This window comes from Streptomyces sp. NBC_01077 (assembly GCF_045162855.1).
Lineage (GTDB): Bacteria > Actinomycetota > Actinomycetes > Streptomycetales > Streptomycetaceae > Streptomyces.
The window spans coordinates 6211197-6232533 of record NZ_CP108669.1 but is presented as its reverse complement, the minus strand read 5'-3'; the positions used below and the strand labels follow the sequence as shown (position 1 = coordinate 6232533).

Below are 21337 nucleotides of genomic sequence, written 5' to 3'. Positions count from 1 at the left end.
GGTCCGCTTCGACCGCCAACTGATCTTCTGGTCCGGTCAGCGTAGGACCACAGAGGTGACGAAACGCGAAATTACGGAAGTCGGGACGAGAGAAGTCAGGCGGTCAGCCAGTCGCGGAGCCGGGCTTCGCAGTGGTGGATCCGGTCGACGGGAACGTGCTCGTCCCGCTTGTGCGCGTAGATCGGGTCGCCGGGGCCGTAGTTGACGGCGGGTACCCCGAGGGCGCTGAAGCGGGCCACGTCGGTCCAGCCGAACTTGGGCTGGGCGCTGCCGCCGACGGCCTTCATGAAGGCCTCCGCCGCCGGGTGGGAAAGGCCGGGCAGGGCGCCGGGGCTCTCGTCGTCGATCACGAACTCGGCGATGTCGCAGTCGGCGAAGAACTCGCGGACGTACGCCAGGGCCTCGGCCGGGGAGCGGTCGGGGGCGTACCGGTAGTTGACCGTGACCGTGCAGGCGTCGGGGATGACGTTGGTCGCGACGCCGCCCTGGATCGCGACGGCGTTGAGGCCCTCGTGGTACTCCAGGCCGTCGATGACCGGCTTGCGCGGCTCGTACGCGGCGAGGCGGGCGAGGATCGGGGCGGCGGTGTGGATGGCGTTGGAGCCCATCCAGGAGCGCGCGGAGTGGGCCCGCTCGCCCGCGGTGTGCAGGATCACGCGCAGGGTGCCCTGGCAGCCGCCCTCGACCTGGGCGTCGGAGGGCTCCAGGAGGACGGCGAAGTCGCCCTCCAGCCAGTCGGGGTGCGCGGCGGCGATCTTCCCGAGGCCGTTGAGGTGTGCGGCGACCTCCTCGTTGTCGTAGAAGACGAAGGTGAGGTCGCGGTTGGGTTCGGGGACGGTGGCGGCGATCCGCAGCTGGACGGCGACCCCGGACTTCATGTCGGAGGTGCCGCAGCCCCACAGGATGCCGTCCTCGTCGAGCCGCGAGGGCACGTTGTCGGCGATCGGCACGGTGTCGATGTGGCCGGCGAGGACGACCCGCTCGCCGCGGCCGAGCCGGGTGCGGGCCACGACGTTGTTGCCGTACCGGTCGACGGTGAGGTGCGGCAGGCCGCGCAGCGCCTGCTCGATGGCGTCCGCGAGCGGCTGCTCGGTCCCGCTGACGGACGGGAAGTCGACGAGGGCGGCGGTGAGCGCGGCCCCGTCCTGGGACAGGTCGAGGGGCGTGTCGAGCGGGGTGATGTCAGCCATGTGCCGACCCTAACGCGGCCTCCAGTACGGTGGGCCCCGTGTCCGAGCCCACCCGCCCCGCCCGTCGCGGCCGCCTCGCCCGTTCCGCGGCCGCCTTCGCCGCGCTCCTCGGCCTCGCCTCGTACGTGGCCTTCCACCAGATGACGGGGAGTACGGGCACGCCCCGGTGCAGTGTGGGCACCGGGGACAACCGGTACGAGTTCACACCGGAGCAGGCGTCGAACGCCGCGACGATCTCCGCCGTGGGCACGACCCGGGGCCTGCCGGAGCGGGCGGTGACCATCGCCCTCGCGACGGCGCTCCAGGAGTCGGCGCTGCGGAACATCGAGCACGGCGACCGGGACTCCCTCGGCCTCTTCCAGCAGCGGCCCTCGATGGGCTGGGGCACTCCGGCGCAGATCATGGACCCGGTGTACTCGTCGGGGAAGTTCTACGACGGCCTGGAGAAGGTCCGCGGGTATTCGCGGCTGCCGCTGACAGTGGCGGCGCAGAAGGTGCAGAAGAGCGGCTACCCGCAGGCGTACGCGAAGCACGAGCCGGACGCCACGCTCCTGTCGGCCGCACTGACGGGCCGCTCTCCGGCCGCCCTCTCCTGTACGTCGAGCGACGCCGAGGGCCGGCCGGGCGATCCCGAGCAGGTCCGCGCGGAGCTGGTACGCGCCTTCGGCGAGAAGGCGGCGCCGACGGCCGTGACGGGCGGCCCGAGCGCGGGCCGGTCGGCGGCCGAGCCGCCGGTGCTCATGGTGCCGGTGCGGTCGACGACCGGATCCGGGGCGGCGGAGTCGGACGAGCGGCGCGGCTGGGAGCTGGCGCAGTGGGCCGTGGCGCGGGCGGAGACCCTGCGCATCACGGAGGTCGCGTACGGGGACCGGGTGTGGCGCGCGGGCGAGGCGCGCGGGGGTTGGTCGAAGGCCTCGGGGTCTGCGAGGGCCGCGGGTGCGCCTGCCTCCGGCGGGGAGTCCGTCCGTATGCGACTCGCCCAGTAGCCGGTCTCCGGTCGACTCCTGGTCGATCTCCGCGATCTCCGGTCGATCAGCAGCCGATCACCCGTACGGCGATTCACTCGCCCGTGGCATGACACCGGTGCGCGTCCGGAGAAATTCGCGACCCTTTCGCGCCGCTCCTTCCGCCTCGCGCCCCACCCTCTCAATTCCCTTACGGGACAAGGGAAGTGACGGTTCGGCAGACGACTGCGCAATGACGCGTTCGTCCGTTTTCCTCCCCACCCGACAATACGACGCATTACCAAGTCTTTACCTTCGACCGCCGCAACCTCTCCCTCCCCAGGGCCGGTTGTCACTGCGTCCGAACAACACCTCGCACCTCGTCGAAGGAGCACCATGTCCCTCCCCCTGACCCGTCGGATCGCCCGCGCCGCCCTCCTCATCGCGGCCGGCGCAGCCCCCGTGGTCGGTGCGGCCGGCTCCGCGAGCGCCCTTGACCACAGCATCGCGCCGACCGGCGCCCTCGGCGGCCTCACCGCCCTGGACGCCGCCGGTGCGGGCACCGCCGTCGACAGCGCCTCGCAGACCGCCACCGGCGTCGTCGGCGCCACCGGCAGCCAGGCCGTCGGTACGGCCGTCCCCGCCGCCGGCAAGAGCCTCGGCGCGGCGGGCAAGACCGCCACCCCGGCCGTCCAGAAGGTCGCCGGTGACACCGCCGGCAGCACGGGCGAGGTCGTCGGCAAGACCGCCGGCGCCGCCGCCGAGAGCGCGGAGGGCCCGACCGGCGGCGCCCTGGGCGGCGGCCTCGGCGGCCTGCCCACCGGCCAGACGCTCGGTGGCCTGCCGCTCGGCGGCTGACCCGCACGCATCGCACCCACACACACGGGGAAGGGCCCGGGGAGCATCCGCTCCCCGGGCCCTTCCCCGTGCCTCAGGCGGTCAGCCGAGCCGCTTGACCGCCGCCGCGACCCGCTCGTCCGTCGCCGTGAACGCGACCCGTACGAACCGCTCCCCCGCCTCGCCGTAGAAGTCGCCCGGCGCCACGAGAATGCCCTTCTCCGCCAGGTACGCCACGGTCTCCCAGCACGGCTCGTCCCGGGTCACCCACAGGTACAGGCTCGCCTCGCTGTGCTCGATCCGGAAGCCGTGGGCCTCCAGGGCCGCCCGCAGCGCCGCCCGGCGGGCCGCGTACCGCTCCCGCTGCTCGGCCACGTGCGCGTCGTCGCCGAGTGCCGCGACCGTCGCCGCCTGCACCGGCGCCGCGGTCATCATGCCGCCGTGCTTGCGGATCTGGAGCAGCTCCCCGAGCACGGCCGCGTCGCCCGCGATGAACGCGGCGCGGTAGCCCGCCAGGTTGGAGCGCTTGGACAGCGAGTGGACGGCGACGATGCCCTCGTACGAGCCGCCGCAGACGTCCGGGTGGAGGACGGAGACCGGGTCCGCCTCCCAGCCCAGCTCCAGGTAGCACTCGTCGGAGAAGACGAGGACGCCGTGCTCGCGCGCCCAGGCGACGATCCGGGTCAGCTCGTCCTTGGAGAGGACCTTGCCGGTCGGGTTGGACGGGGAGTTGAGCCAGAGCAGCTTGAGCCCGGTGGGGTCCAGCTCCGTCGGGTCGTCGTAGACCACCGCCTCCGCGCCGCAGAGCCGCGCGCCGACCTCGTACGTCGGGTACGCGAGCCGGGGGTACGCCACCCGGTCGCCCGCGCCGAGGCCCAGCTGGGTCGGCAGCCACGCGACCAGCTCCTTGGAGCCCACCACCGGCAGCACGTTCTCGTGGGCGAAGTCCACCGCGCCCAGGCGCCGCTCGCACCAGCCGGTGAGCGCGTCCCGCAGCTCCTTCGTCCCCCACACCGTGGGATAGCCCGGCGAGTCCGCCGCCTCGACCAGGGCCTCCTGGATCAGCGCGGGGACCGGGTCGACGGGCGTGCCGACCGAGAGGTCCACGATTCCGTCGGGGTGCGCCACGGCCGTCTTCTTGTACGGCTCCAGCTTGTCCCAGGGGAAGACGGGCAGGCGCGAAGAGACTGCGCTCACGGGTTGGCTCTCACTTCCTGTACGTACACGGGGGAGGCGTCGGGAAACGCCTCGGTCCCGCACGGCGGCCGACGCCGTACGGGACCGGATACGACCTGGTGCGGTCGATCAGCCGTTCTGCGGCGGCAGAACCGCGATGAAGGGGTGGTCACGCTCGATCTCGCCGAGCTTGGAGGCACCACCGGGCGAACCGAGCTCGTCGAAGAACTCGACGTTCGCCTTGTAGTAGTCCTTCCACTCCTCCGGGGTGTCGTCCTCGTAGAAGATCGCCTCGACCGGGCAGACCGGCTCACAGGCCCCGCAGTCGACGCATTCGTCCGGGTGGATGTACAAGGACCGCTTGCCCTCGTAGATGCAGTCGACGGGGCACTCCTCGATGCACGCCTTGTCCTTCACGTCGACACAAGGCTGCGCGATGACGTAGGTCACGCTGTCGTTCCTCCTCGATAGGGCTGGTCTGCGCGGGAGCGCGGCGTCGTCGATGCCCGCACCTAGTATCTCCGTTCTTGGGGGCGATCCGAACAGGAGGGGCGGAGAAGCTGTGGAATTCACCGGCGGAGGGCGCCTTGAGGTCCGAATTACCAGCGCTGACGTGGGAAAACGTGTCTCCGTTCGGTACGTGACGGACTCGACGGCAGCGGGTGCGAAGTTCACCGACGCGGTCGGCGTTCTCACATCATGGGACAACTCTGTGCTGCTGATCACACGAAAGAGCGGCGAGAGCGTCCGGATCGCGGAATCCACCCTGGTCGCCGGGAAGATCGTCCCGGCCGCCCCGGCCCGCCGGCGCGGCCCCTCCGCCACCTTCCCCGAGCTGGCCCGCGCCACCGCGCGCGCGTGGCAGCCGGTCGAGAGCGAGGCGCTCGGCGAGTGGACCCTGCGGGCCTCCGACGGATTCACCCGGCGGGCCAACTCCGCACTCCCGCTCGGTGATCCTGGGCTGCCGATCGCCGACGCCCTGACGCGCGTACGCGCGTGGTACGAGGCCCGGAAGCTCCCCGCGTACGTCCAGGCCGCCACCGGCGCCGAGGGCACCCAGGAACTGCTCTGCGCGGCCCTCGACCGGCACGGCTGGCGACGCGAGGTCTCCGCCGAGGTACGGATCGCGGCACTGGCCCCGATCGGCGACCTGGACGCCGACGTCTCCGCCGTACACCTCTCCCGGACGGTCGACGAGACGTGGCTCCGCCGCTACCAGCGCTTCGGCGAACCCGGCCCGGCGGTACGGTCGGTGCTGACGTCCGGCCCCAGTGTGTGGTTCGCATCCGTGGCGGGCACGGGAGAGGTACCCGCGGCGATCGGACGGTGCGTGGTCGACGGACGCTGGGCCGGCTTCATGGCCGTCGAGGTGGACCCGGAGCAGCGGCGCCGGGGCCTGGCGACGTCCGTCATGACGGCGCTCGCCCGCCAGGCCCTCGACGAGGGCGCCTCGGCGGCCTGGCTCCAGGTGGAGGCGGACAACGACGGCGCACGGGCCCTGTACGACGGGATGGGCTTCGCGCCGCATCACCACTACCACCACTACCGATGGGCGGAGGCGTGACGGAGCGGTGACGGACGACGTACCACCACCGGAGGGCGGGGCAGAGAGTGCCTGCGAGAGCGCGGACCCACCCGACTGGCGCCGGGAGTTCGCGCAGGAGGCACGGTCGGAGCGGCCCGACCTCGCCCGGCTCTGCCTGCTGATCGGAGCGGTGGCCGACCCCACCGTCACCCGGCACGACCTGGACGGGGCCGAGATCGAACTCGACCGCCTCGCCGGACTCGTCCCGTACGCCACCCGGATCACCGGCGACTGGACCACCGCGCTCGCCGAGCTCCTCGGCCGCCGCGCAGGCTTCGAGGGCGTGCCGTCCGACTACCAGCGTCTGGAGTCCTCGCTCCTGCACGCGGTGCTGCGGCGCCGCCGTGGCCTGCCGATCCTGCTCTCCGTCGTCTGGATGGAGGTGGCACGGCGGGCCGGCGCCCCCGTGTACGGGCTCGGGCTGCCGGGCCACTTCGTCGTGGGCTTCGGCGACCCGGCCGACCTGAACCTCGCCGACCCCTTCGCGGGCGGCCGCGCCATGACGGGCACGGACGCCGAGCTCCTGGTGACGAGCGCGACGGGCGAGGCCCTCGACCGCTCGATGCTCCGGCCCGCCGAGCCCGGCGCGATCGCGCTGCGGGTCCTCAACAACATCCGCGCCTGGGCGGCCCCCCGTCCGGAGCGCTCCGACGTGGCCCTGTGGGCGGTGGAACTCTCCCTGCTGCTCCCCTCCCACCCGGCGAGACTCCGCTACGAGCGCGCCGAGCTGCTCGTCCAGCGCGGGGCGTTCCTGACGGGGGCCACGGAGATGGAGGCGTACGCACAGGTCATGGACGCGGTGGACCCGGAGTCGGCGACGACGATCCGCCGCCGGGCACAGGCGGCGAGGGCGCGGCTGAACTAGGCGGCGCGAGCCCGGCCTGATCGGCAAGACACCCGCCAGGGCCTGTCCGACCCCGATCCGCCGGACAGGCCCCAGGAGGACCCGATGGCTGCGGGGTGCCCAAGCCGCCTCCCGTATCCAGCTTTTAGCCCCCTCCGAGATGCCATCGCGGCGCATTACCTCTGTGCTACGACCCCGCCCTCGGGACAGATGTCAGGTGCGGGCGGGGCGGGGACGCGAGTGGATTTCGGCGGGGGTCCAGGCGTCGACCTGTACCCCCACCACCCCGCCCCCTCAGGCACGGCCGCCCCGAGGGCCTGGAAACGCCCGGCGGCCGTCCATCAGATCTGCCAGAACTTGCGGATGTATCCCGTCAAGGTGGCACTGGCGTGAGCGTGGTCCAGCAGGTTGACCTTGGCGTTCATCTGACCGCTGCCGGTCGAGTCCTCGAAGTTGCCTTCGCCGCGCAGGATCTTGAACGTGCCGGACGGGTAGACCATCGTGTCCGACGTCAGCGGCGCGGAGAGCTCGTAGCTGATGAAGAGCTTGTCGCCGTCGCTCTCCGTGAGGACCGCCGTCCCCTTGATGTCGTACTTGCCGGGGACGGTCGCGGTACACGCCACCTCGTCCTGCGTCCAGGTGGCGCCGCTGGTCGGCGCCCCGCCGGCGGTCCCCGTCCCGACCACCTTGTAGCCGTTACAGCCCACGGTGTCCGGATGCGTGGTCGCGACGATGCCGAAGTTCACGGTGAGGACCACCGTGGGCGGGTTCTCGATGGCGAACGAGGTGCCGGTCGTGCCGCCGAAAACCAGTGCCGATGCGGCTGCGACGCCCGATATGCGCGCAACCCAACGACGAGCAGTTCCTGCCATGTTCTCCCCCGTATGTGGTGTGGACTTTGCCCAACGAGGCCTGCGTGCAGGCCTGTTGTGGACAGTTTCCCGGTCCGGGGGCTCCCCCGTCGAGGTATTCAGCCTATTTTCTGATTTTTAGTTTGGGATCTGGAATTAACCGTTCATTCGCGCGAATCACGCTCCGGGCGTTGTTGCGCGCCTTCCACCGGCCGTCGCTTCGCGAGCGGCTAACGTGAGCCACGCCCCTGTGTGACCGGCACCACACACAGAGCGAAAGGCTCGCGATGCACACCCCTCTTGGCCCGGGCGCCTTCGTCGCCCATACGGGCACCGACGTCTACGGTCCCGGCAAGGTCATCTCCGTGGACGGCGCCCACCGGCGGGTGCGGTTCACGCGCTTCGTCGCGACGATCCACGCGAACGACCTCCGGGCCGCCTCCCCCGTCGAGACCCGGGAGATCCAGGCCTGGCTGCGTGCCAGGCGGCAGCGGTACGGGGGTGACTGGTGATCACCCCGCGCGTCTCCCGCGACAGCGGCCGCACCCGGTCGTCCCGCCGTACGTACCGGCCGCGCCCCGGCCCCGCCACGCGCCGAGCCCCCGGCCGACGGTCGTCGGGCGGGGGCTCGGAACGCGTTGCTCGGGGCTGTCAGCCCTTGGGGCTCAGGTCGATCGTCTTGGTGCGTTCGGCCTTGGTCCTGCCGAGCAGCGCCTCACCCATCACGGTGGCCACGTCGTCGGGCGAGACCTCGTGCTTGCTGCCGTCGGTCTTGGTGATCATGACGCCCTTGAAGGCTCCGTCGAGGAGCCGCTCGATCGCCTTCGTGTCGTAGACCGCGACCAGGCGGCCGTCGACGGCCTTCATGGAGATGATCTGCGGCAGCGAGCGCGCCGGGCCGAACTGGATCTCCTTGCCGCCCGCCCTGATGGTGATGCGGTCGGACATCGCGGGCGTCGCGAACTCCTTCATCGCCCGGTCCACCTCGGCCTTGCTGACGCTCGGCTGCCGGTTCGTGACCGGCAGCTCGACCAGCTTGCTCTGCCCGGTCTCCACCTGGGCGCGGAAGGCGTCCCGTACGGAGATCATCGAGCGCTGGACGTCGAGGCCCTTGCCGGCCTTGCCCTCGACGGGCGTCACCTTGTTCGGGGCGAACAGGATCGTGCCCTCGGTCGCCGACGCCGACGTGCCGGCCAGGTCGGCCAGGGTGACGGCGAGCTTCTCCTCGTCGACCGGGAAGACCGGCCGGGCGACCCGCTCGCCGCCGAAGAGGGAGCCGATGACCGAGACCGGGTTGTAGTCGCTGCCCGCTGCGGCGCGGACGGTCTCCACGCTGTCGAGCGCCAGGCCCGCCTTGTCCGGTGCCAGCTGGACCTTCTTGCCGCCGACGCCGAGCTGGAGCGGGGTCCCGGCGCGCCTGCCGAGGGCCGTGTCCAGCTTGTTGACGGCCTCCTCCTTCGTACCGCCGCCGATGTCCACGCCGAGGACCGTGGTCCCCTTCGGGACGTCGGAGTGGTTGAGGAGCAGCCCGGCGCCGTACGCGACTCCGGCGAGGCCGAAGACTCCGACGGCGACGAGGACCAGCTTGGAGCGGCCCTTCTTCGCCGGGGCGGCGCGGTTGGGAGCCGGTGCGGGGCGCGGCGCGGGGGCCGGGGTCGCCTGCTCCTCGATGCGCGGGGTGAGGTTCGGGCGGGCCGCCTTCGGCGGGACGACCGGGATGCCGCTGGTGAGCGTGTCCCCGGAGACGTGGCCGTTGCCGTCGGCCGGCCGCCCGGGTCCGCCCAGTGCGCCGGGTCCGCCGCGTCCGGGGGCGGTCGGCGCGGGGGGCTGCGGGGTGAGGATCGCGGTGTCGTCGGACATACGGGGAGCACCGCCGGGGCCTCCGCCGGGGAACGGGGAGCCCGCGCCCTGACCGGGTCCGGCGGGTCCGGCCGCCAGGCCGGCCAGTCCGCCCGGGCCGCCCAGCGAGGCCGTGCCGGTGACCGGGCCCGTCGTGGGGCCGGTCGGCGCGGCCGGGCCGCGGTACGCGGGCGTACCGCCGGCCGGCGTCCCGGTGTACATCGGGGTGCCGGCGGCGGGAGTGCCGTCGTAGAACGGGTTTCCGACGCCCCGGTTCCCGTTGCCGCCCGGGTTTCCGTTGCCGCCCCGGTTTCCGTTGTTGCCCGGGTTTCCGGCGCCCTGCGGGCCGTCGTACATCGGCGTCCCGCCCGCGGGCGTGCCGGTGTACATCGGTGTCCCGCCCGCGGGCGTGCCCGTGTACATCGGTGTGCCGCCCGACGGCGTCCCGCTGTCGTACAGCGGGTTGCCCGCCGTGGGCCTGCCCGGCGTGACCGGGCGGCTCGACGGGGTGGTGCCGACCGTCGGGACGCCGGACGTCGCGGAGCCCGCGAAGCCCGTGCCCTGGGCATCCGGCCCGGCGAGGGGCGAAGCGGGCTTCGGGGTCGGGGTGGGTGCCGGGGGCAGGGCGGGCGCGGGGGCCTGGGGCGCCGCCTTGCGGGGCGCGAACCAGTCGCTCGTCTCCTTCGCCTTCGGCGGCTCCTCGGCCTGCGGCGGCTCGGGCGCCGCCATCGGCTCGGGCTCCGGCTCCACGGCGGGAGCGGGCTCCGGCGCGGGCTCCGGCGTCGGCTTCGGCGCGGTCGCCTCGTTGACCGTGGTGCGGACCACGACCGGCGGGATCGGACGCGAACCCGGGATGTTGATCCGGATCCGGGTCGTCAGCGTCGTCTCGGTCTTGGGCTCCTCCGGCGGTGCGGGCGCGGCGGCACTCTCCTCCGGCGCGTCCTGCGAGGGGTGGAGCGACGGATACTGGCGGGATCCGTACGGCGGTGTACCCGAGGGGTACGCGGCTCCACCGCGCCCCTGGGCGCCGGAGGACGAACTGTCAGTCTCTCGACCAGTTTCACGACTCAAAGCAGGATCTCCCGGTTGGCTCCACCGCCCGCTCTTGCTGATGCTCGTATAACCCGGGCGGTTCGGCGGCGCGCACCACCATACTGGCCGCCGCCGTCACATAGCTGACTCCTGGGTGACGGACGACGGTCAATCCGGCCGAAGTCGGGACGTCCGCGGACTCAAGTCGTCCTGTTCACGGGGTCGGTCGGGGCAGCCGGGCCAGCGTGGTGCACATCACAGCGACGGCCATGCCTCCGAAGAGGAAGAGCAGCTCGCCGACGCCCCCGCCGAACACCCCGTCACCCTCGGGGCGTCCGAAGCTGAGCAGGATGACGGCGACCAGCCAGCCGCCGCCGCCCGCGACGACGCCGATCTGGGTACCGGTGGCCCGCAGTGCTCCGTAGAAGAGGGCGGCGGTCGCGAGGAGGGCGAGGATCAAGCCGCCGGGGAGCCAGGCGGCTTGGACGAGGGCGCCCGCGGTCCCGACGAGGACGCCGAGGACGACCAGGCCCGCGTACCAGGCGAATCGGACGTTACGGGAGACGGCGGGCGCGCCGGGCGTCGTGGGGTTCATGCGGTCACCCCGGCGAAGAGGTCCGTCTCGCGGGTACCGGCGGGGGCGCCCGGGACACCCCGTACCAACTCGTAGTACTCCGTGGTGAAGATCGGCTGCCCCAGGTCGTTGGAGAGGGCGAAGAACGGACCGTCGACCGCGACTTGGGTGACGTGGGCGGCCATCGCCGCGCTCTTGCGGGCCGTGTGCTCCGGTCCCGCGTCGATCTCGGCGGTGATCCGGTCCTCGTCGACGACGCCGGGGACGTCGTCGATCGCGGCGGCGGCCGGGAAGGCGGAGCCCTCGGCCCGAAGCCGGGCGAAGCCGGCCTCGGCGACCGGGCGCGGGACCCGGTTCCAGTAGATCTTGGCGATCGTGTGGGCCGGCCCGAGGTCGGGTCGGTAGGCGGGGTCGGCGGCCAGGTCGGCGGCGCGCATGGCGACCCGGTGGGCCTGGATGTGGTCGGGGTGTCCGTAGCCGCCGTCGGGGTCGTAGGTGACGAGGACCTGCGGGCGGGTCTCCCTGATCACCTCGACGAGGTACGGGGCGGCGGTGTCGACGTCCGTGTTCCAGAAGGCGTTGTCGCGCTTGTTCTGCTCGACGCCCATCATTCCGGAGTCGCGGAAGCGCCCGGGGCCACCGAGGAAGCGGTGGTCGGTGACGCCGAGCTCGGCCATCGCGGCGGCGAGTTCGCCGATCCGATGAGGGCCGAGCCGGTCCTCCCGGTCGGGGGCCAGGTGGGCGAGGTCCGGCGGGATGACCTCGCCCTCCTCGCCGAGCGTGCAGGTGACCAGGGTGACAAGGGCGCCCTCGGCCGCGTACCTGGCCATGGTGGCGCCGTTGTTGATCGACTCGTCGTCCGGGTGCGCGTGCACGAGCAGCAGACGGCGGGCGGGGAGATCGGACATGTCCCCACCCTACGAGGTCGGCGCGCCGGAGCGCTCGGACCGTGGCCTCCCGGGCTGCGACACCCCGAGCCGCGTCACCTGGGGCCGCGACACCCCGGGCCGCGACACCCCGGGCCGCGACACTTCAGGCTGCGTCACTTCAGGCTGCGTCACTTCAGAACTTGAGGCCGCCGACCATGTTCGCCACGTTCGTGGTGAGGGTGCTGATGGACGGGGCGATGGACGAGCTCGCCAGGTAGAAGCCCAGGAGCGCGCAGACCGCCGCATGTCCAGCCTTCAACCCGGATTTCCGGATCAGAAGGAAGACGACGATCGCCAGCAGCACCACCACGGAGATCGAGAGTGCCACGGCGGTTCACCTCCACACTTCTTCGGTCGGATATTCGAGTGGTTCGGTCGATCAGCATGTGCCAGAGGGCAGGCCCGTCGGATGCATACCCACCCAGCGCTACGGATCATAACTATCCGTGCGGCCGCATCGATCGGCGGACGGAGGCACGAGGGGGGCGCACAGCGCTAGTTTCAGCCGCATGACCTCGTCTCGACAGCAGCCGGCCACACCCTCGGCCGGGCTCTCCTTTCCCCGCCGGTACGCCCGGACCCAGCGGTTCACCCTGGGAGTTCCGCGTGCCTTCTCGGTCTCCCCGGACGGGGAGCGCGTCGTGTTCGTCAGGGCCGCGTCCGGTGTGGACCGTACGCACCGGCTCTGGGTCCTCGATCTGCCCCGCGACGGCGGGGCGCCCGTGGAGCGGGTGGCGGCCGACCCGGAGGTGCTGCTCGCGGGCGCGGAGGAGGAGTTGTCGCCGCAGGAGCGGGCGCGCCGGGAGCGGAGCCGGGAGGGCTCGGCCGGTGTGGTGACGTACGCGGTGGACGGGGCCGTGGAGTTGGCGGCCTTCGCCCTGTCGGGGCGGCTGTTCACGGCGGAGCTGCGGGCCGGAACGGCGCGGGAGCTGCCGGTGCCGGGGCCGGTGATCGACCCCCGGCCCTCGCCGGACGGACGGTTCGTGGCGTACGTGACGGCGGGCGCGCTGCGGGTGGTGGACGCGGACGGTTCGGGCGACCGGGAGCTGGCCGTTCCGGAGGACGCGCATGTCTCCTACGGATTGGCCGAATTCATCGCCTCGGAGGAGATGACCCGGGACCGGGGCTTCTGGTGGTCCCCCGCGTCCGACCGGCTGCTCGTGGCCCGCGCCGACGACCGGGCGGTACGGCGCTGGTGGATCGCGGACCCGGCGCACCCGGACCGGGAGCCGCAGCAGGTGGCGTACCCGGCGGCGGGTACGGCCAACGCGGACGTCCGGCTCTTCGTCATGGACCTCGACGGGGCCCGCACGGAGGTGCGGTGGGACCGGGAGCGGTTCCCGTACCTCGGGCGCGTGCACTGGTCGGCGGCCGGGGCGCCGCTGCTCCTCGTCCAGGCGCGGGACCAGCGAGAGCAGCTGTTCCTGGCGGTGGACCCGGAGTCCGGGGAGACGACGACGGTACGGGCGGAGAAGGACCCGGTGTGGCTGGAGCTGCTGCCGGGGGTGCCGGCGTGGTCGCCGGACGGGCGGCTCGTACGGCTCACGGACGAGAGCGGGGCCCGGGTGCTGGCCGTGGGCGACCGGGCGCTGACCGATGCCGCGCTGCACGTCCGGGCCGTGCTCGACATCGGGGCCGAGGACGTCCTCGTGTCGGCGTCGGCGGGCGCGGAGGCGGTGCTGCCGGAGACCGGTGAGGTGCACGTGTACCGGGTGTCCGGTGAGGGCGCCGAGCGGCTTTCCGAGGGCGTCGGTGTGCACGGCGCGGTGCGCTCCGGTGCGGTGACCGTCCTGGTGTCGGCGCGGCCGGAGACGCCGGGGAGCGTGGCGCGGGTGCTGCGGGACGGCGAACAGGTCGCGGTGGTGGCCTCGTACGCCCAGGATCCGGTGCTCCGCGCGCGCGTGCGGCTCACGGAGGCCGGCGCGCGGCGGATCCCGTGCGCGGTGCTGCTGCCCTCGGGGTACGAGGAGGGTGACGGGCCGCTGCCGGTCCTGATGGATCCGTACGGCGGTCCGCACGGGCCGCGCGTGCTCGCCGCGCACAACCCGCACCTCACCTCCCAGTGGTTCGCCGACCAGGGCTTCGCGGTGGTCGTGGCGGACGGGCGGGGCACCCCGGGCCGCTCCCCCGCCTGGGAGAAGGCGATCGCACGGGACTTCGGGCCGACCCTCGACGACCAGGTGGACGCCCTCCAGGGCCTCGCCGAGCGCTTCCCGCTGGACCTGGAGCGGGTGGCGATCCGGGGCTGGTCGTACGGCGGCTATCTGGCGGCCCGGGCGGTGCTGCGGCGGCCCGATGTCTTCCACGCGGCCGTGGTGGGGGCGCCGGTGACGGACTGGCGGCTGTACGACACCCACTACACGGAGCGGTACCTCGGCGCCCCGCAGGACGATCCCGGGGTGTACGCGGCGCAGTCGCTGCTCACCGACGACGGGCTCTCCGGACCGGAGGTGCCCGTGCGGCCGATGATGATCGTCCACGGTCTCGCCGACGACAACGTGGTCGTCGCGCACGCGCTGCGGCTCTCCTCCGCGCTCCTTGCGGCGGGCCGGCCGCACGAGGTGCTGCCGCTGTCCGGGGTGACGCACATGACGCCGCAGGAGCAGGTCGCGGAGAACCTGCTCCTGCTCCAGGTGGACTTCCTGAGGCGGTCCCTGCGGCTGGAGCGCGGCTGAGTCACCAGCCGGGCGGCGGCGGGTAGGGCGGGGCCGGGGGCGGCATCCCGGCCGGCGGGTACGGGCTCGGCGCACCGGCAGGGGTGCCGCGCCCGGCCAGGAGGACGAGCACCGCGATACCGGCGAGCAGCCCGAAGAAGGCGGTGAGGACGCTCAGCTGAGCGGCGGTCGGGAGGTCCCCGAAGCGGCCGATCAGTTCGTAGCGGGTGGTCCTGGCGACCTCGGCGAGGCCGCCGGCCGTCAGGAACACCCCGGCGAGCAGCCCGAAGGCCCGGCTGTGGCGGGCCCGTAGGAAGGCGGAGACGGCGGCGGTCCCGTACAGGGCGACGAGGATCAGCGACAGCCAGCCGGGCGGGGGCGCGAGGGCCGCCTTCATGACGGACCGGCCGCCGAGGAAGCGGTCGACGGTGATCTCCAGGGGCAGTTCGGTGGCCCAGTACAGCTCCCACAGGGTCACGACGAGCGCGCTGACCGCGAGGAGGACTCCGGCGGCGACGCCGGGGCCCCTACGCGGGCGGGTGGGGAGCGGCTCGTACGAGGCGGTGCCCGGGCGGCGGCCGACGGCGGCGGTGACGACGAGACCGGCGGCGAGGGCCAGTTCGAGGAGCGCGGTGACGAGGGCCCCGCTGTCGGGCGCCCAGAGGCCGGGCAGACGCAGGGTGAGGGTGACGGCGCCGACGGCGGTGAGCGCGGAGGCCGCGTGCCGGGAGCGGACGGCGGCGACGACGGTGGCCGCGGAGACGACGAGGAGCACCGGGTCGATCAGTGAGGTGGCGGACCGGCCCCGGATGAGGAAGTGGTGGTCCCCGGCCCAGTACCAGGCGAGGTCGACGGGCGAGCCGAGCGCGGCGAGATCCTTGAGGATCCACACGGCGGCGGTGAGGGCGAGCGCGGCGCAGAGCGCGGCGCCCGTGAGACGTGCCGGTCGTGTCACAGTCACGATCCCGATACTCACGGTCGCCACCAACCGAAACAAGCGGTTCCGCGAAACCTGTGGGGCGTGTGCAACCGGCCGGGGCGACATGGCGCGCCCCGGCCGGTTCACGGCACCCGCACGGCCGTACGTTGTTCACTGTGCCGTGTCCGTATATCGGAACCGCTTCCGTCAAGTTGCCTGCGCGTTAAGGCGATTCCGGCTTCTTGAACATGTCCGTGCCGCTCGTGGGCGGCGCCTCGGGCTCGTCCTCGCCGTTCTCCGAGGGGACCACGTGCTTCTCCTCCGCGAAGTGGCAGGCCGAGTCGTGTCTCGCCGGGCTGTCGGTGAGGCGGAAGACGGCCGGGACGGCGAGGAGCGGGACTTCCAGGGTGCAGCGTTCCTGGGCCTTCCAGCAGCGGGTGCGGAAGCGGCAGCCGGACGGGATGTTGGCCGGGGAGGGGACGTCGCCGGTGAGGATGATGCGTTCGCGGTGGGCGCGCGCGTCGGGGTCGGGGACCGGGACGGCGGAGAGCAGCGCCTGGGTGTAGGGGTGGGTGGGGTGGTCGTAGATCTGGGCGTCGGTGCCGATCTCGACGATCCGGCCGAGGTACATGACGCCGACCCGGTCGGAGATGTGCCGCACGATCGACAGGTCGTGGGCGATGAAGACGTACGACAGGGAGAACTCGGACTGGAGTTTGTCGAGGAGGTTGACGACCTGCGCCTGGACGGAGACGTCGAGCGCCGACACCGGTTCGTCCGCGACGATGATCTCGGGCTGGAGTGCGAGGCCCCGGGCGATGCCGATGCGCTGGCGCTGGCCGCCGGAGAACTGGTGCGGGTACCGGTTGATGTACTCGGGGTTGAGGCCGACGACGTCCAGGAGGTCCTGGACCTTGCGGCGCCGGTCCCCCTTGGGGGCGACCTCGGGGTGGATCTCGTACGGCTCGCCGATGATGTCGCCGACGGTCATGCGCGGGTTGAGCGAGGTGTACGGGTCCTGGAAGACCATCTGGATGTTGCGGCGGACGGCCTTCAGGGCGCGCGGGGAGAGCTTGGTGAGGTCCTCGCCCTTGTAGCGGATGGTGCCGGAGGTGGGCCGCTCCAGGTTGACCAGCATCTTCGCGACCGTCGACTTGCCGCAGCCGGACTCGCCGACGATGCCGAGGGTCTCGCCGGCGGCGAGGTCGAAGTCGACGCCGTCGACCGCCCTGACCGCTCCGACCTGCTTCTTGAAGAGGATGCCCTGGGTGAGCGGGTAGTGCTTGTGGAGGTCCCGGACTTCGAGAATCGCCTCGGCCGTGTCAGCCATGGAGGCACTCCTTCCAGAAGTGGCAGGCGCTGGCGCGCGGCACCGGGGACTCGGTCACGTCGTACAGCGGGGGCACGTCGGTCCTGCACACGTCCTGGGCCAGCGGGCAGCGCGGGTTGAAGGCGCAGCCGGGCGGGATGTTCAGCAGGTTGGGCGGCAGGCCCTTGATCGCGTACAGCTCCTGGCCCTTCTGGTCCAGGCGCGGGATCGATTCGAGGAGGCCCTTGGTGTACGGGTGGGCGGGGGCCTTGTAGATCTCGTGGACGGGGGCGCTTTCGACGATCCGGCCCGCGTACATGACGGCGATCTTGTCGGCGACGTCGGCGACGACGCCGAGGTCATGGGTGATGAGGATGAGGCCCATGTTGAGTTCGCGCTGGAGCTCGGCGAGCAGGTCCATGACCTGGGCCTGGACGGTGACGTCGAGGGCTGTGGTGGGCTCGTCCGCGATGATCAGCTCGGGTTCGAGGGCGAGCGCCATCGCGATCATGATGCGCTGGCGCATGCCGCCGGAGAACTGGTGCGGGTACTGGCCGACGCGTTCCTTGGCGGCGGGGATGCGGACCCGGTCCATCAGCTCGATGGCCTTGGCCCGGGAGTCCTTGCGCGACATGCCCTTGTGGACCTGGAACATCTCGCCGAGCTGGTCGCCGACGCTGACGACGGGATTGAGCGAGGACAGCGCGTCCTGGAAGACCATCGCCATCTTGGCGCCCCGGATCTTGCGGCGCTCGTCCTCCTTGAGCTTCAGGAGGTCCTGGCCCTGGAAGAGGATCTCGCCCTGGGTGATCTTTCCCGGGGGGATGTCGAGAATGCCCATGACGGCCTGGGCGGTGACGGACTTGCCGGAGCCGGACTCGCCGAGCACGGCCAGCGTCTCGCCCTCGTCGACGGAGTAGCTGACTCCGTTGACCGCCTTGGCGACCCCGTCGCGGGTGTGGAACTCGACGTGGAGATCGCTCACTTCGAGCAGCATGGGCGCCTACCTCAGCTTCGGGTCGAGGGCGTCGCGCACCGCGTCGCCGAGCATGATGAACGCGAGCACGGTGACGGCGAGCGCGCCCGCCGGCCAGAGCAGCATGTGCGGGGCGACGCGGATGTACTGCGAGGCCGCGGAGATCTCGATGCCCCACGACACGGTCGGCGGCTTCAGGCCGACACCGAGGTACGACAGGGTCGCTTCGAGCGAGATGTACGTACCGAGGGCGATGGTCGCGACGACGATCACCGGGGCGACCGCGTTGGGGGCGATGTGCCGCAGCAGCATCCGGGAGCTGGAGGCGCCCAGCGCCCGCGCTGCCTGCACGTAGTCGTTCTGTTTGACCGTGATGACCGAGCCGCGGGCGATGCGGGAGATCTGAGGCCAGCCGAGCAGCACCATGAAGCCGATGACGGGCCAGATGGTGTTGCTGGTGACGACGGACAGCAGGACGAGCCCGCCGAGGACGACAGGGATGGCGAAGAAGACGTCGGTGATCCGGGAGAGGAACCCGTCCCAGCCGCCGCCGAAGAAGCCGGCCAGGCCGCCGAGGGCGGAGCCGAGGAGCGCCACGCCGAGGGTGGCGAGGACGCCGACGGACACGGAGGTCCGGGCGCCGTACACCGTGCGCGTGTAGACGTCGCAGCCCTGGCCGTTGAAGCCGAACGGGTGGCCGGGCTGGGAGCCCTCCTGGGCCTTGGCCAGATCGCAGTCGAGAGGGTCTCCCGAGGTGATCAGCGAGGGCCAGATGGAGATGATCACCAGGAAGACGATGATCAGGCCCGAGATGATGAAGACGGGGTTGCGACGCAGGTCGTGCCAGGCGTCGGACCACAGGGAGCGGGGCTTGTTGGCCGGGCCGGTGCCCAGGGGGCCGCCCGGGGTCTTCTCCAGCGACTCGCCCTCCTCCATGGCGAGGTCCGTGGCACCCCCCGCCCCCGTGTGATCGATGGCGCGCCCGTCGTCGAACGGCTCAAGCGGCTCAGGCATAGCGGATCCTCGGGTCAAGGACGGCGTACAGGAGATCGACGAGCAGGTTGGCGATCAGGAACACCAGCACGAGGACGGTCACGAAGCCGACGACGGTCTGGGTGCTCTGGCGCACGATGCCCTGGTAGAGCTGGTAGCCGACGCCATGGATGTTGAAGATCCGCTCGGTGACGATGGCGCCGCCCATCAGCGCGCCGATGTCGGCGCCGATGAAGGTGACGACCGGGATGAGCGAGTTGCGCAGCAGATGGCGGGTGATGACGCGGTGGCGCGGCAGGCCCTTGGCGGTGGCCGTGCGGACGTAGTCGGCTCGTTTGTTCTCCGCGATGGAGGTCCGGGTGAGCCGCGTGACGTACGCGAGGGAGACGGAGGCGAGGACGAGGCCGGGGACGATCAGCTCGTTGAAGGGGGCGTCGGAGGAGACGGCGGGCTTGATCCAGCCCCACTTCACGCCGAGCAGCAGCTGGAGCAGCAGACCGGTGACGAAGGTCGGGATCGAGATGACGACCAGCGTGAGCAGCAGCACGGAGGTGTCGACGGGGCGGCCGCGCTTCAGGCCGGTCAGGACGCCGAGGCTGATGCCGATGATGATCTCGAAGAAGATCGCGACGATGGTGAGCCGGATGGTCACGGGGAAGGAGTCCGCCATCAGCTCGGTCACCGGCTGACCGTTGAAGGCGGTGCCGAAGTCGCCGGTGAACAGGTTCCCCATGTAGATCAGGTATTGCTGCCAGACGGGCTTGTCGAGGCCGAACTCCTTCTCCAGCTGGGCGGCGGTCGCCGGGTCGCAGGCGCGGTCGCCGCAGAGACCGGCGACGGGGTCGCCCATCACGTTCACCATCAGGAAGATCAGCAGGGTGGCGCCGATGAAGACCGGGATCATCTGCAACAGACGCCGGATCACATAACGTCCCATGAGGGGCTCCGGGGGGGGTGTGGGGAAGGCGTACGGCCCGGCTCGCGCGTGATCGCCAGGCCGGGCCGTACGCCGACGAGCTGCGTCAGTTGACCTTGATCTGGTCGTAGACGGGGACGCTGAAGGGGTTCAGGGTCACGTTGGAGACGCGCTCGGAGTAGCCCGCGCTGCCGTTCTGGTACCAGAGCGGGATGGCGCCCATGTCGTCGCGGAGGACGCCCTCGGCCTGCTGGAAGATCCCGACGGCCTTGGCGATGTCGGACTCGGCGTTGGCCTGGTTGACGAGCTTGTCGAACTCCGGGTCGGAGTACTTTCCGTCGTTCGACGAGGCGTTGGTGTAGTAGAGCGGCTGCAGGAAGTTCTGGATGAGCGGGTAGTCCATCTGCCAGCCGGCGCGGAACGGGCCCTTCATCTTCTGTGTGCTGACCTGGCTGCGGAAGTCGGCGAAGGTGCCGACCGGATTGCCGACGCAGGCCCGGTTGTTGCCGAGGGAGTTGTTGATGGAGTTGCAGACGGCGTCCACCCACTCCTTGTGGGAACCGGTGTCGGCGTTGTACGAGATCGTCATCGTGCCGCCGGGGATGCCGCCGCCCTCGGCGACGAGCTTCTTCGCCTCGGCCGCGTCGAACTTGCAGAAGTCTCCGCAGACGTCCTTGAAGCCGCCTGCCTCGCCGAGGACCGGGGAGGTCCAGTCGACGGCGGGGGTACGGGTCTTCTGGAAGATCGTCTCGGTGATCTGGTCGCGGTTGATCGCCATCGAGAGGCCCTGCCGGAGCTTCTCCTGACCGGGCTTGTTCCAGGCCGGGTCGTAGAACGGGAAGGAGAGGGTCTGGATGATGCCGGCGGGGACGTTGATGTACCGGTCGCCGAGGTCGGCCTGGACGTTCTTGAGCTGGGAGGCGGGGACGTCGTCGACGAGGTCGAGGTTTCCGGCCGTCAGGTCGGTGTAGGCGGTGTTGTTGTCGGTGTAGACCTTGAGGGTGATGCCGCCGTTCTGGGCCTTGTCGGCGCCGGGGTAGGCGTCCCAGCGCTTGAGGGCCATCTGGGAGCCCTTGGAGTACGAGTCGACGGTGTACGGGCCGTTGCCGACGGGCTTCGAGAGCCAGGCCGCGTGGTCGTCGTAGAAGGTCTGGGGCAGCGGCGAGAAGGCCGCGTAGCCGAGGGTGATGGGCCAGGTGGAGAACTTCTGGGTGAGCTTGACCGTGAAGGTCTGGGGGCCGGTGACCTTGAGGCCGGACAGGGTCTCGGCGGTCGGTTCGCCCGTCTCGGGGTGGACCTGGTCGTAGCCCTCGATCTGGCCGAAGAAGTAGGCGTTCTTCTGGTTGTTCTTCAGATGGGCCCCGTAGTTCCAGGCGTCGACGAAGGACTTGGCGGTGACCTTCTCGCCGTTGGAGAAGGTCCAGCCGTCCTTGACCGTGATGGCGAAGTTGATCGAGTCCGTCGTGTCGATCTTCTCGGCGAGCATGTCCTTCGCCTCGCCGGTCTTCGGGTCGTACTGCTTGAGCCCGCGGAAGATCATGGAGAGGACCTTGCCGCCCTGCACCTCATTGGTGTTGGCGGGCTCCAGCGGGTTCTGCGGGTCGCCCCACGAGGAACTCACGATGCCGTCGGCCCCTCCGCCGCCGCTGTCGTCGCCGCCACCGCAGGCGGTCGCCGCGAGGGCGACGGCGGTGGCCAGAGCGGCCCACTTGGCGTGCGTGGCTCCGCGCATGGAGTGCCTCCCAGATGTCCCTAAGTGTGACTTAGAG

20 protein-coding genes are annotated in these 21337 nt (G+C 71.5%); 6 read left to right on the top strand and 14 right to left on the bottom strand.

All coding sequences use genetic code 11. The annotated features are described in order from the left end of the window. Nucleotides 1–95 precede the first annotated feature (95 nt). Nucleotides 96–1190 (bottom strand): succinyl-diaminopimelate desuccinylase, encoded by a 1095-nt coding sequence (gene dapE, locus OG462_RS28395; protein WP_406061858.1) that lies wholly within the window; start codon nt 1188–1190, stop codon nt 96–98. 29 nt (nt 1191–1219) lie between these two features. On the opposite strand from dapE, the gene OG462_RS28390 reads away from it, so the two are divergent. After that, nucleotides 1220–2176 carry a hypothetical protein gene (locus OG462_RS28390; RefSeq protein WP_406061856.1) on the top strand — a complete coding sequence of 319 codons (957 nt, stop codon included), beginning with the start codon at nt 1220–1222 and terminating at the stop codon, nt 2174–2176. 354 nt (nt 2177–2530) lie between these two features. Then, complete coding sequence (locus OG462_RS28385; protein ID WP_406061854.1) at nt 2531–2992, top strand: ATP-binding protein; 462 nt, start codon at nt 2531–2533, stop codon at nt 2990–2992. An 81-nt stretch (nt 2993–3073) separates the two neighbouring features. Here the strand turns inward: OG462_RS28385 and OG462_RS28380 are convergent, their stop codons facing one another. Continuing rightward, a complete protein-coding gene (locus tag OG462_RS28380; RefSeq protein WP_406061853.1) occupies nt 3074–4168 on the bottom strand; it encodes a bifunctional succinyldiaminopimelate transaminase/glutamate-prephenate aminotransferase in 1095 nt (364 codons plus the stop codon). Nucleotides 4169–4276: 108 nt separating this feature from the next. Then, the gene (gene fdxA, locus OG462_RS28375) at nt 4277–4597 is read right to left on the bottom strand and encodes a ferredoxin (RefSeq protein ID WP_406061852.1); all 321 of its coding nucleotides are present in this window, start codon (nt 4595–4597) and stop codon (nt 4277–4279) included. Between the two features lie 112 nt (nt 4598–4709). Here fdxA and OG462_RS28370 point away from each other — a divergent pair, with 112 nt between their 5' ends. Next, entirely contained in the window at nt 4710–5711 is a 1002-nt protein-coding gene (locus OG462_RS28370; protein ID WP_406061851.1) for a GNAT family N-acetyltransferase, read from the top strand. A gap of 7 nt (nt 5712–5718) precedes the next feature. After that, the gene (locus tag OG462_RS28365) at nt 5719–6597 is read left to right on the top strand and encodes a tetratricopeptide repeat protein (RefSeq protein WP_406061849.1); all 879 of its coding nucleotides are present in this window, start codon (nt 5719–5721) and stop codon (nt 6595–6597) included. A gap of 320 nt (nt 6598–6917) precedes the next feature. Here OG462_RS28365 and OG462_RS28360 read toward each other — a convergent pair whose 3' ends face one another. Beyond that, a complete protein-coding gene (locus tag OG462_RS28360) occupies nt 6918–7448 on the bottom strand; it encodes a hypothetical protein (RefSeq protein ID WP_406061848.1) in 531 nt (176 codons plus the stop codon). Between the two features lie 266 nt (nt 7449–7714). Here OG462_RS28360 and OG462_RS28355 point away from each other — a divergent pair, with 266 nt between their 5' ends. Beyond that, nucleotides 7715–7939 (top strand): hypothetical protein, encoded by a 225-nt coding sequence (locus tag OG462_RS28355; RefSeq protein WP_406061847.1) that lies wholly within the window; start codon nt 7715–7717, stop codon nt 7937–7939. Between the two features lie 139 nt (nt 7940–8078). Here OG462_RS28355 and OG462_RS28350 read toward each other — a convergent pair whose 3' ends face one another. From OG462_RS28350 to OG462_RS28335, 4 genes are all read right to left on the bottom strand, one after another. Next, nucleotides 8079–9995, bottom strand: a complete 1917-nt coding sequence (locus tag OG462_RS28350) for a hypothetical protein (RefSeq protein ID WP_406066756.1) — start codon at nt 9993–9995, stop codon at nt 8079–8081. A 517-nt stretch (nt 9996–10512) separates the two neighbouring features. Continuing rightward, complete coding sequence (locus OG462_RS28345; protein WP_406061845.1) at nt 10513–10893, bottom strand: DUF6113 family protein; 381 nt, start codon at nt 10891–10893, stop codon at nt 10513–10515. Further along, complete coding sequence (mshB, locus tag OG462_RS28340) at nt 10890–11780, bottom strand: N-acetyl-1-D-myo-inositol-2-amino-2-deoxy-alpha-D-glucopyranoside deacetylase (protein ID WP_406061843.1); 891 nt, start codon at nt 11778–11780, stop codon at nt 10890–10892. Before mshB ends, OG462_RS28345 begins: the two co-directional genes overlap by 4 nt. Nucleotides 11781–11934: 154 nt before the next feature. Next, nucleotides 11935–12129 carry a hypothetical protein gene (locus OG462_RS28335; protein WP_030207665.1) on the bottom strand — a complete coding sequence of 65 codons (195 nt, stop codon included), beginning with the start codon at nt 12127–12129 and terminating at the stop codon, nt 11935–11937. A gap of 181 nt (nt 12130–12310) precedes the next feature. Between OG462_RS28335 and OG462_RS28330 the strand changes: the two genes are divergently transcribed. Continuing rightward, nucleotides 12311–14476: a prolyl oligopeptidase family serine peptidase gene (locus OG462_RS28330; protein ID WP_406061841.1), complete on the top strand. Its 2166-nt coding sequence runs from the start codon at nt 12311–12313 to the stop codon at nt 14474–14476. Between the two features lies 1 nt (nt 14477). Here the strand turns inward: OG462_RS28330 and OG462_RS28325 are convergent, their stop codons facing one another. From OG462_RS28325 to OG462_RS28300, 6 genes are all read right to left on the bottom strand, one after another. Then, the gene (locus OG462_RS28325; RefSeq protein ID WP_406061840.1) at nt 14478–15416 is read right to left on the bottom strand and encodes a hypothetical protein; all 939 of its coding nucleotides are present in this window, start codon (nt 15414–15416) and stop codon (nt 14478–14480) included. A 181-nt stretch (nt 15417–15597) separates the two neighbouring features. Further along, a complete protein-coding gene (locus OG462_RS28320; RefSeq protein ID WP_406061838.1) occupies nt 15598–16704 on the bottom strand; it encodes an ABC transporter ATP-binding protein in 1107 nt (368 codons plus the stop codon). Continuing rightward, the gene (locus OG462_RS28315) at nt 16697–17680 is read right to left on the bottom strand and encodes an ABC transporter ATP-binding protein (protein ID WP_406061836.1); all 984 of its coding nucleotides are present in this window, start codon (nt 17678–17680) and stop codon (nt 16697–16699) included. Before OG462_RS28315 ends, OG462_RS28320 begins: the two co-directional genes overlap by 8 nt. Nucleotides 17681–17686: 6 nt before the next feature. Then, the gene (locus OG462_RS28310) at nt 17687–18673 is read right to left on the bottom strand and encodes an ABC transporter permease (RefSeq protein WP_406061835.1); all 987 of its coding nucleotides are present in this window, start codon (nt 18671–18673) and stop codon (nt 17687–17689) included. Next, nucleotides 18666–19589: an ABC transporter permease gene (locus OG462_RS28305; protein WP_406061833.1), complete on the bottom strand. Its 924-nt coding sequence runs from the start codon at nt 19587–19589 to the stop codon at nt 18666–18668. Before OG462_RS28305 ends, OG462_RS28310 begins: the two co-directional genes overlap by 8 nt. An 85-nt stretch (nt 19590–19674) precedes the next feature. Then, nucleotides 19675–21300 (bottom strand): ABC transporter substrate-binding protein, encoded by a 1626-nt coding sequence (locus OG462_RS28300; protein ID WP_406061832.1) that lies wholly within the window; start codon nt 21298–21300, stop codon nt 19675–19677. Between the last annotated feature and the right edge of the window lie 37 nt (nt 21301–21337).

Excerpts from the sequence above, each read along its gene's own strand:
- dapE (WP_406061858.1), bottom strand. The coding sequence starts at position 1,190 with ATGGCTGACATCACCCCGCTCGACACGCCCCTCGACCTGTCCCAGGAC.
- OG462_RS28385 (WP_406061854.1), top strand. The coding sequence starts at position 2,531 with ATGTCCCTCCCCCTGACCCGTCGGATCGCCCGCGCCGCCCTCCTCATC.
- OG462_RS28360 (WP_406061848.1), bottom strand. The coding sequence starts at position 7,448 with ATGGCAGGAACTGCTCGTCGTTGGGTTGCGCGCATATCGGGCGTCGCA.
- OG462_RS28355 (WP_406061847.1), top strand. The coding sequence starts at position 7,715 with ATGCACACCCCTCTTGGCCCGGGCGCCTTCGTCGCCCATACGGGCACC.
- OG462_RS28350 (WP_406066756.1), bottom strand. The coding sequence starts at position 9,995 with ATGGCGGCGCCCGAGCCGCCGCAGGCCGAGGAGCCGCCGAAGGCGAAG.
- OG462_RS28345 (WP_406061845.1), bottom strand. The coding sequence starts at position 10,893 with ATGAACCCCACGACGCCCGGCGCGCCCGCCGTCTCCCGTAACGTCCGA.
- mshB (WP_406061843.1), bottom strand. The coding sequence starts at position 11,780 with ATGTCCGATCTCCCCGCCCGCCGTCTGCTGCTCGTGCACGCGCACCCG.
- OG462_RS28330 (WP_406061841.1), top strand. The coding sequence starts at position 12,311 with ATGACCTCGTCTCGACAGCAGCCGGCCACACCCTCGGCCGGGCTCTCC.
- OG462_RS28320 (WP_406061838.1), bottom strand. The coding sequence starts at position 16,704 with ATGGCTGACACGGCCGAGGCGATTCTCGAAGTCCGGGACCTCCACAAG.
- OG462_RS28315 (WP_406061836.1), bottom strand. The coding sequence starts at position 17,680 with ATGCTGCTCGAAGTGAGCGATCTCCACGTCGAGTTCCACACCCGCGAC.
- OG462_RS28310 (WP_406061835.1), bottom strand. The coding sequence starts at position 18,673 with ATGCCTGAGCCGCTTGAGCCGTTCGACGACGGGCGCGCCATCGATCAC.
- OG462_RS28305 (WP_406061833.1), bottom strand. The coding sequence starts at position 19,589 with ATGGGACGTTATGTGATCCGGCGTCTGTTGCAGATGATCCCGGTCTTC.
- OG462_RS28300 (WP_406061832.1), bottom strand. The coding sequence starts at position 21,300 with ATGCGCGGAGCCACGCACGCCAAGTGGGCCGCTCTGGCCACCGCCGTC.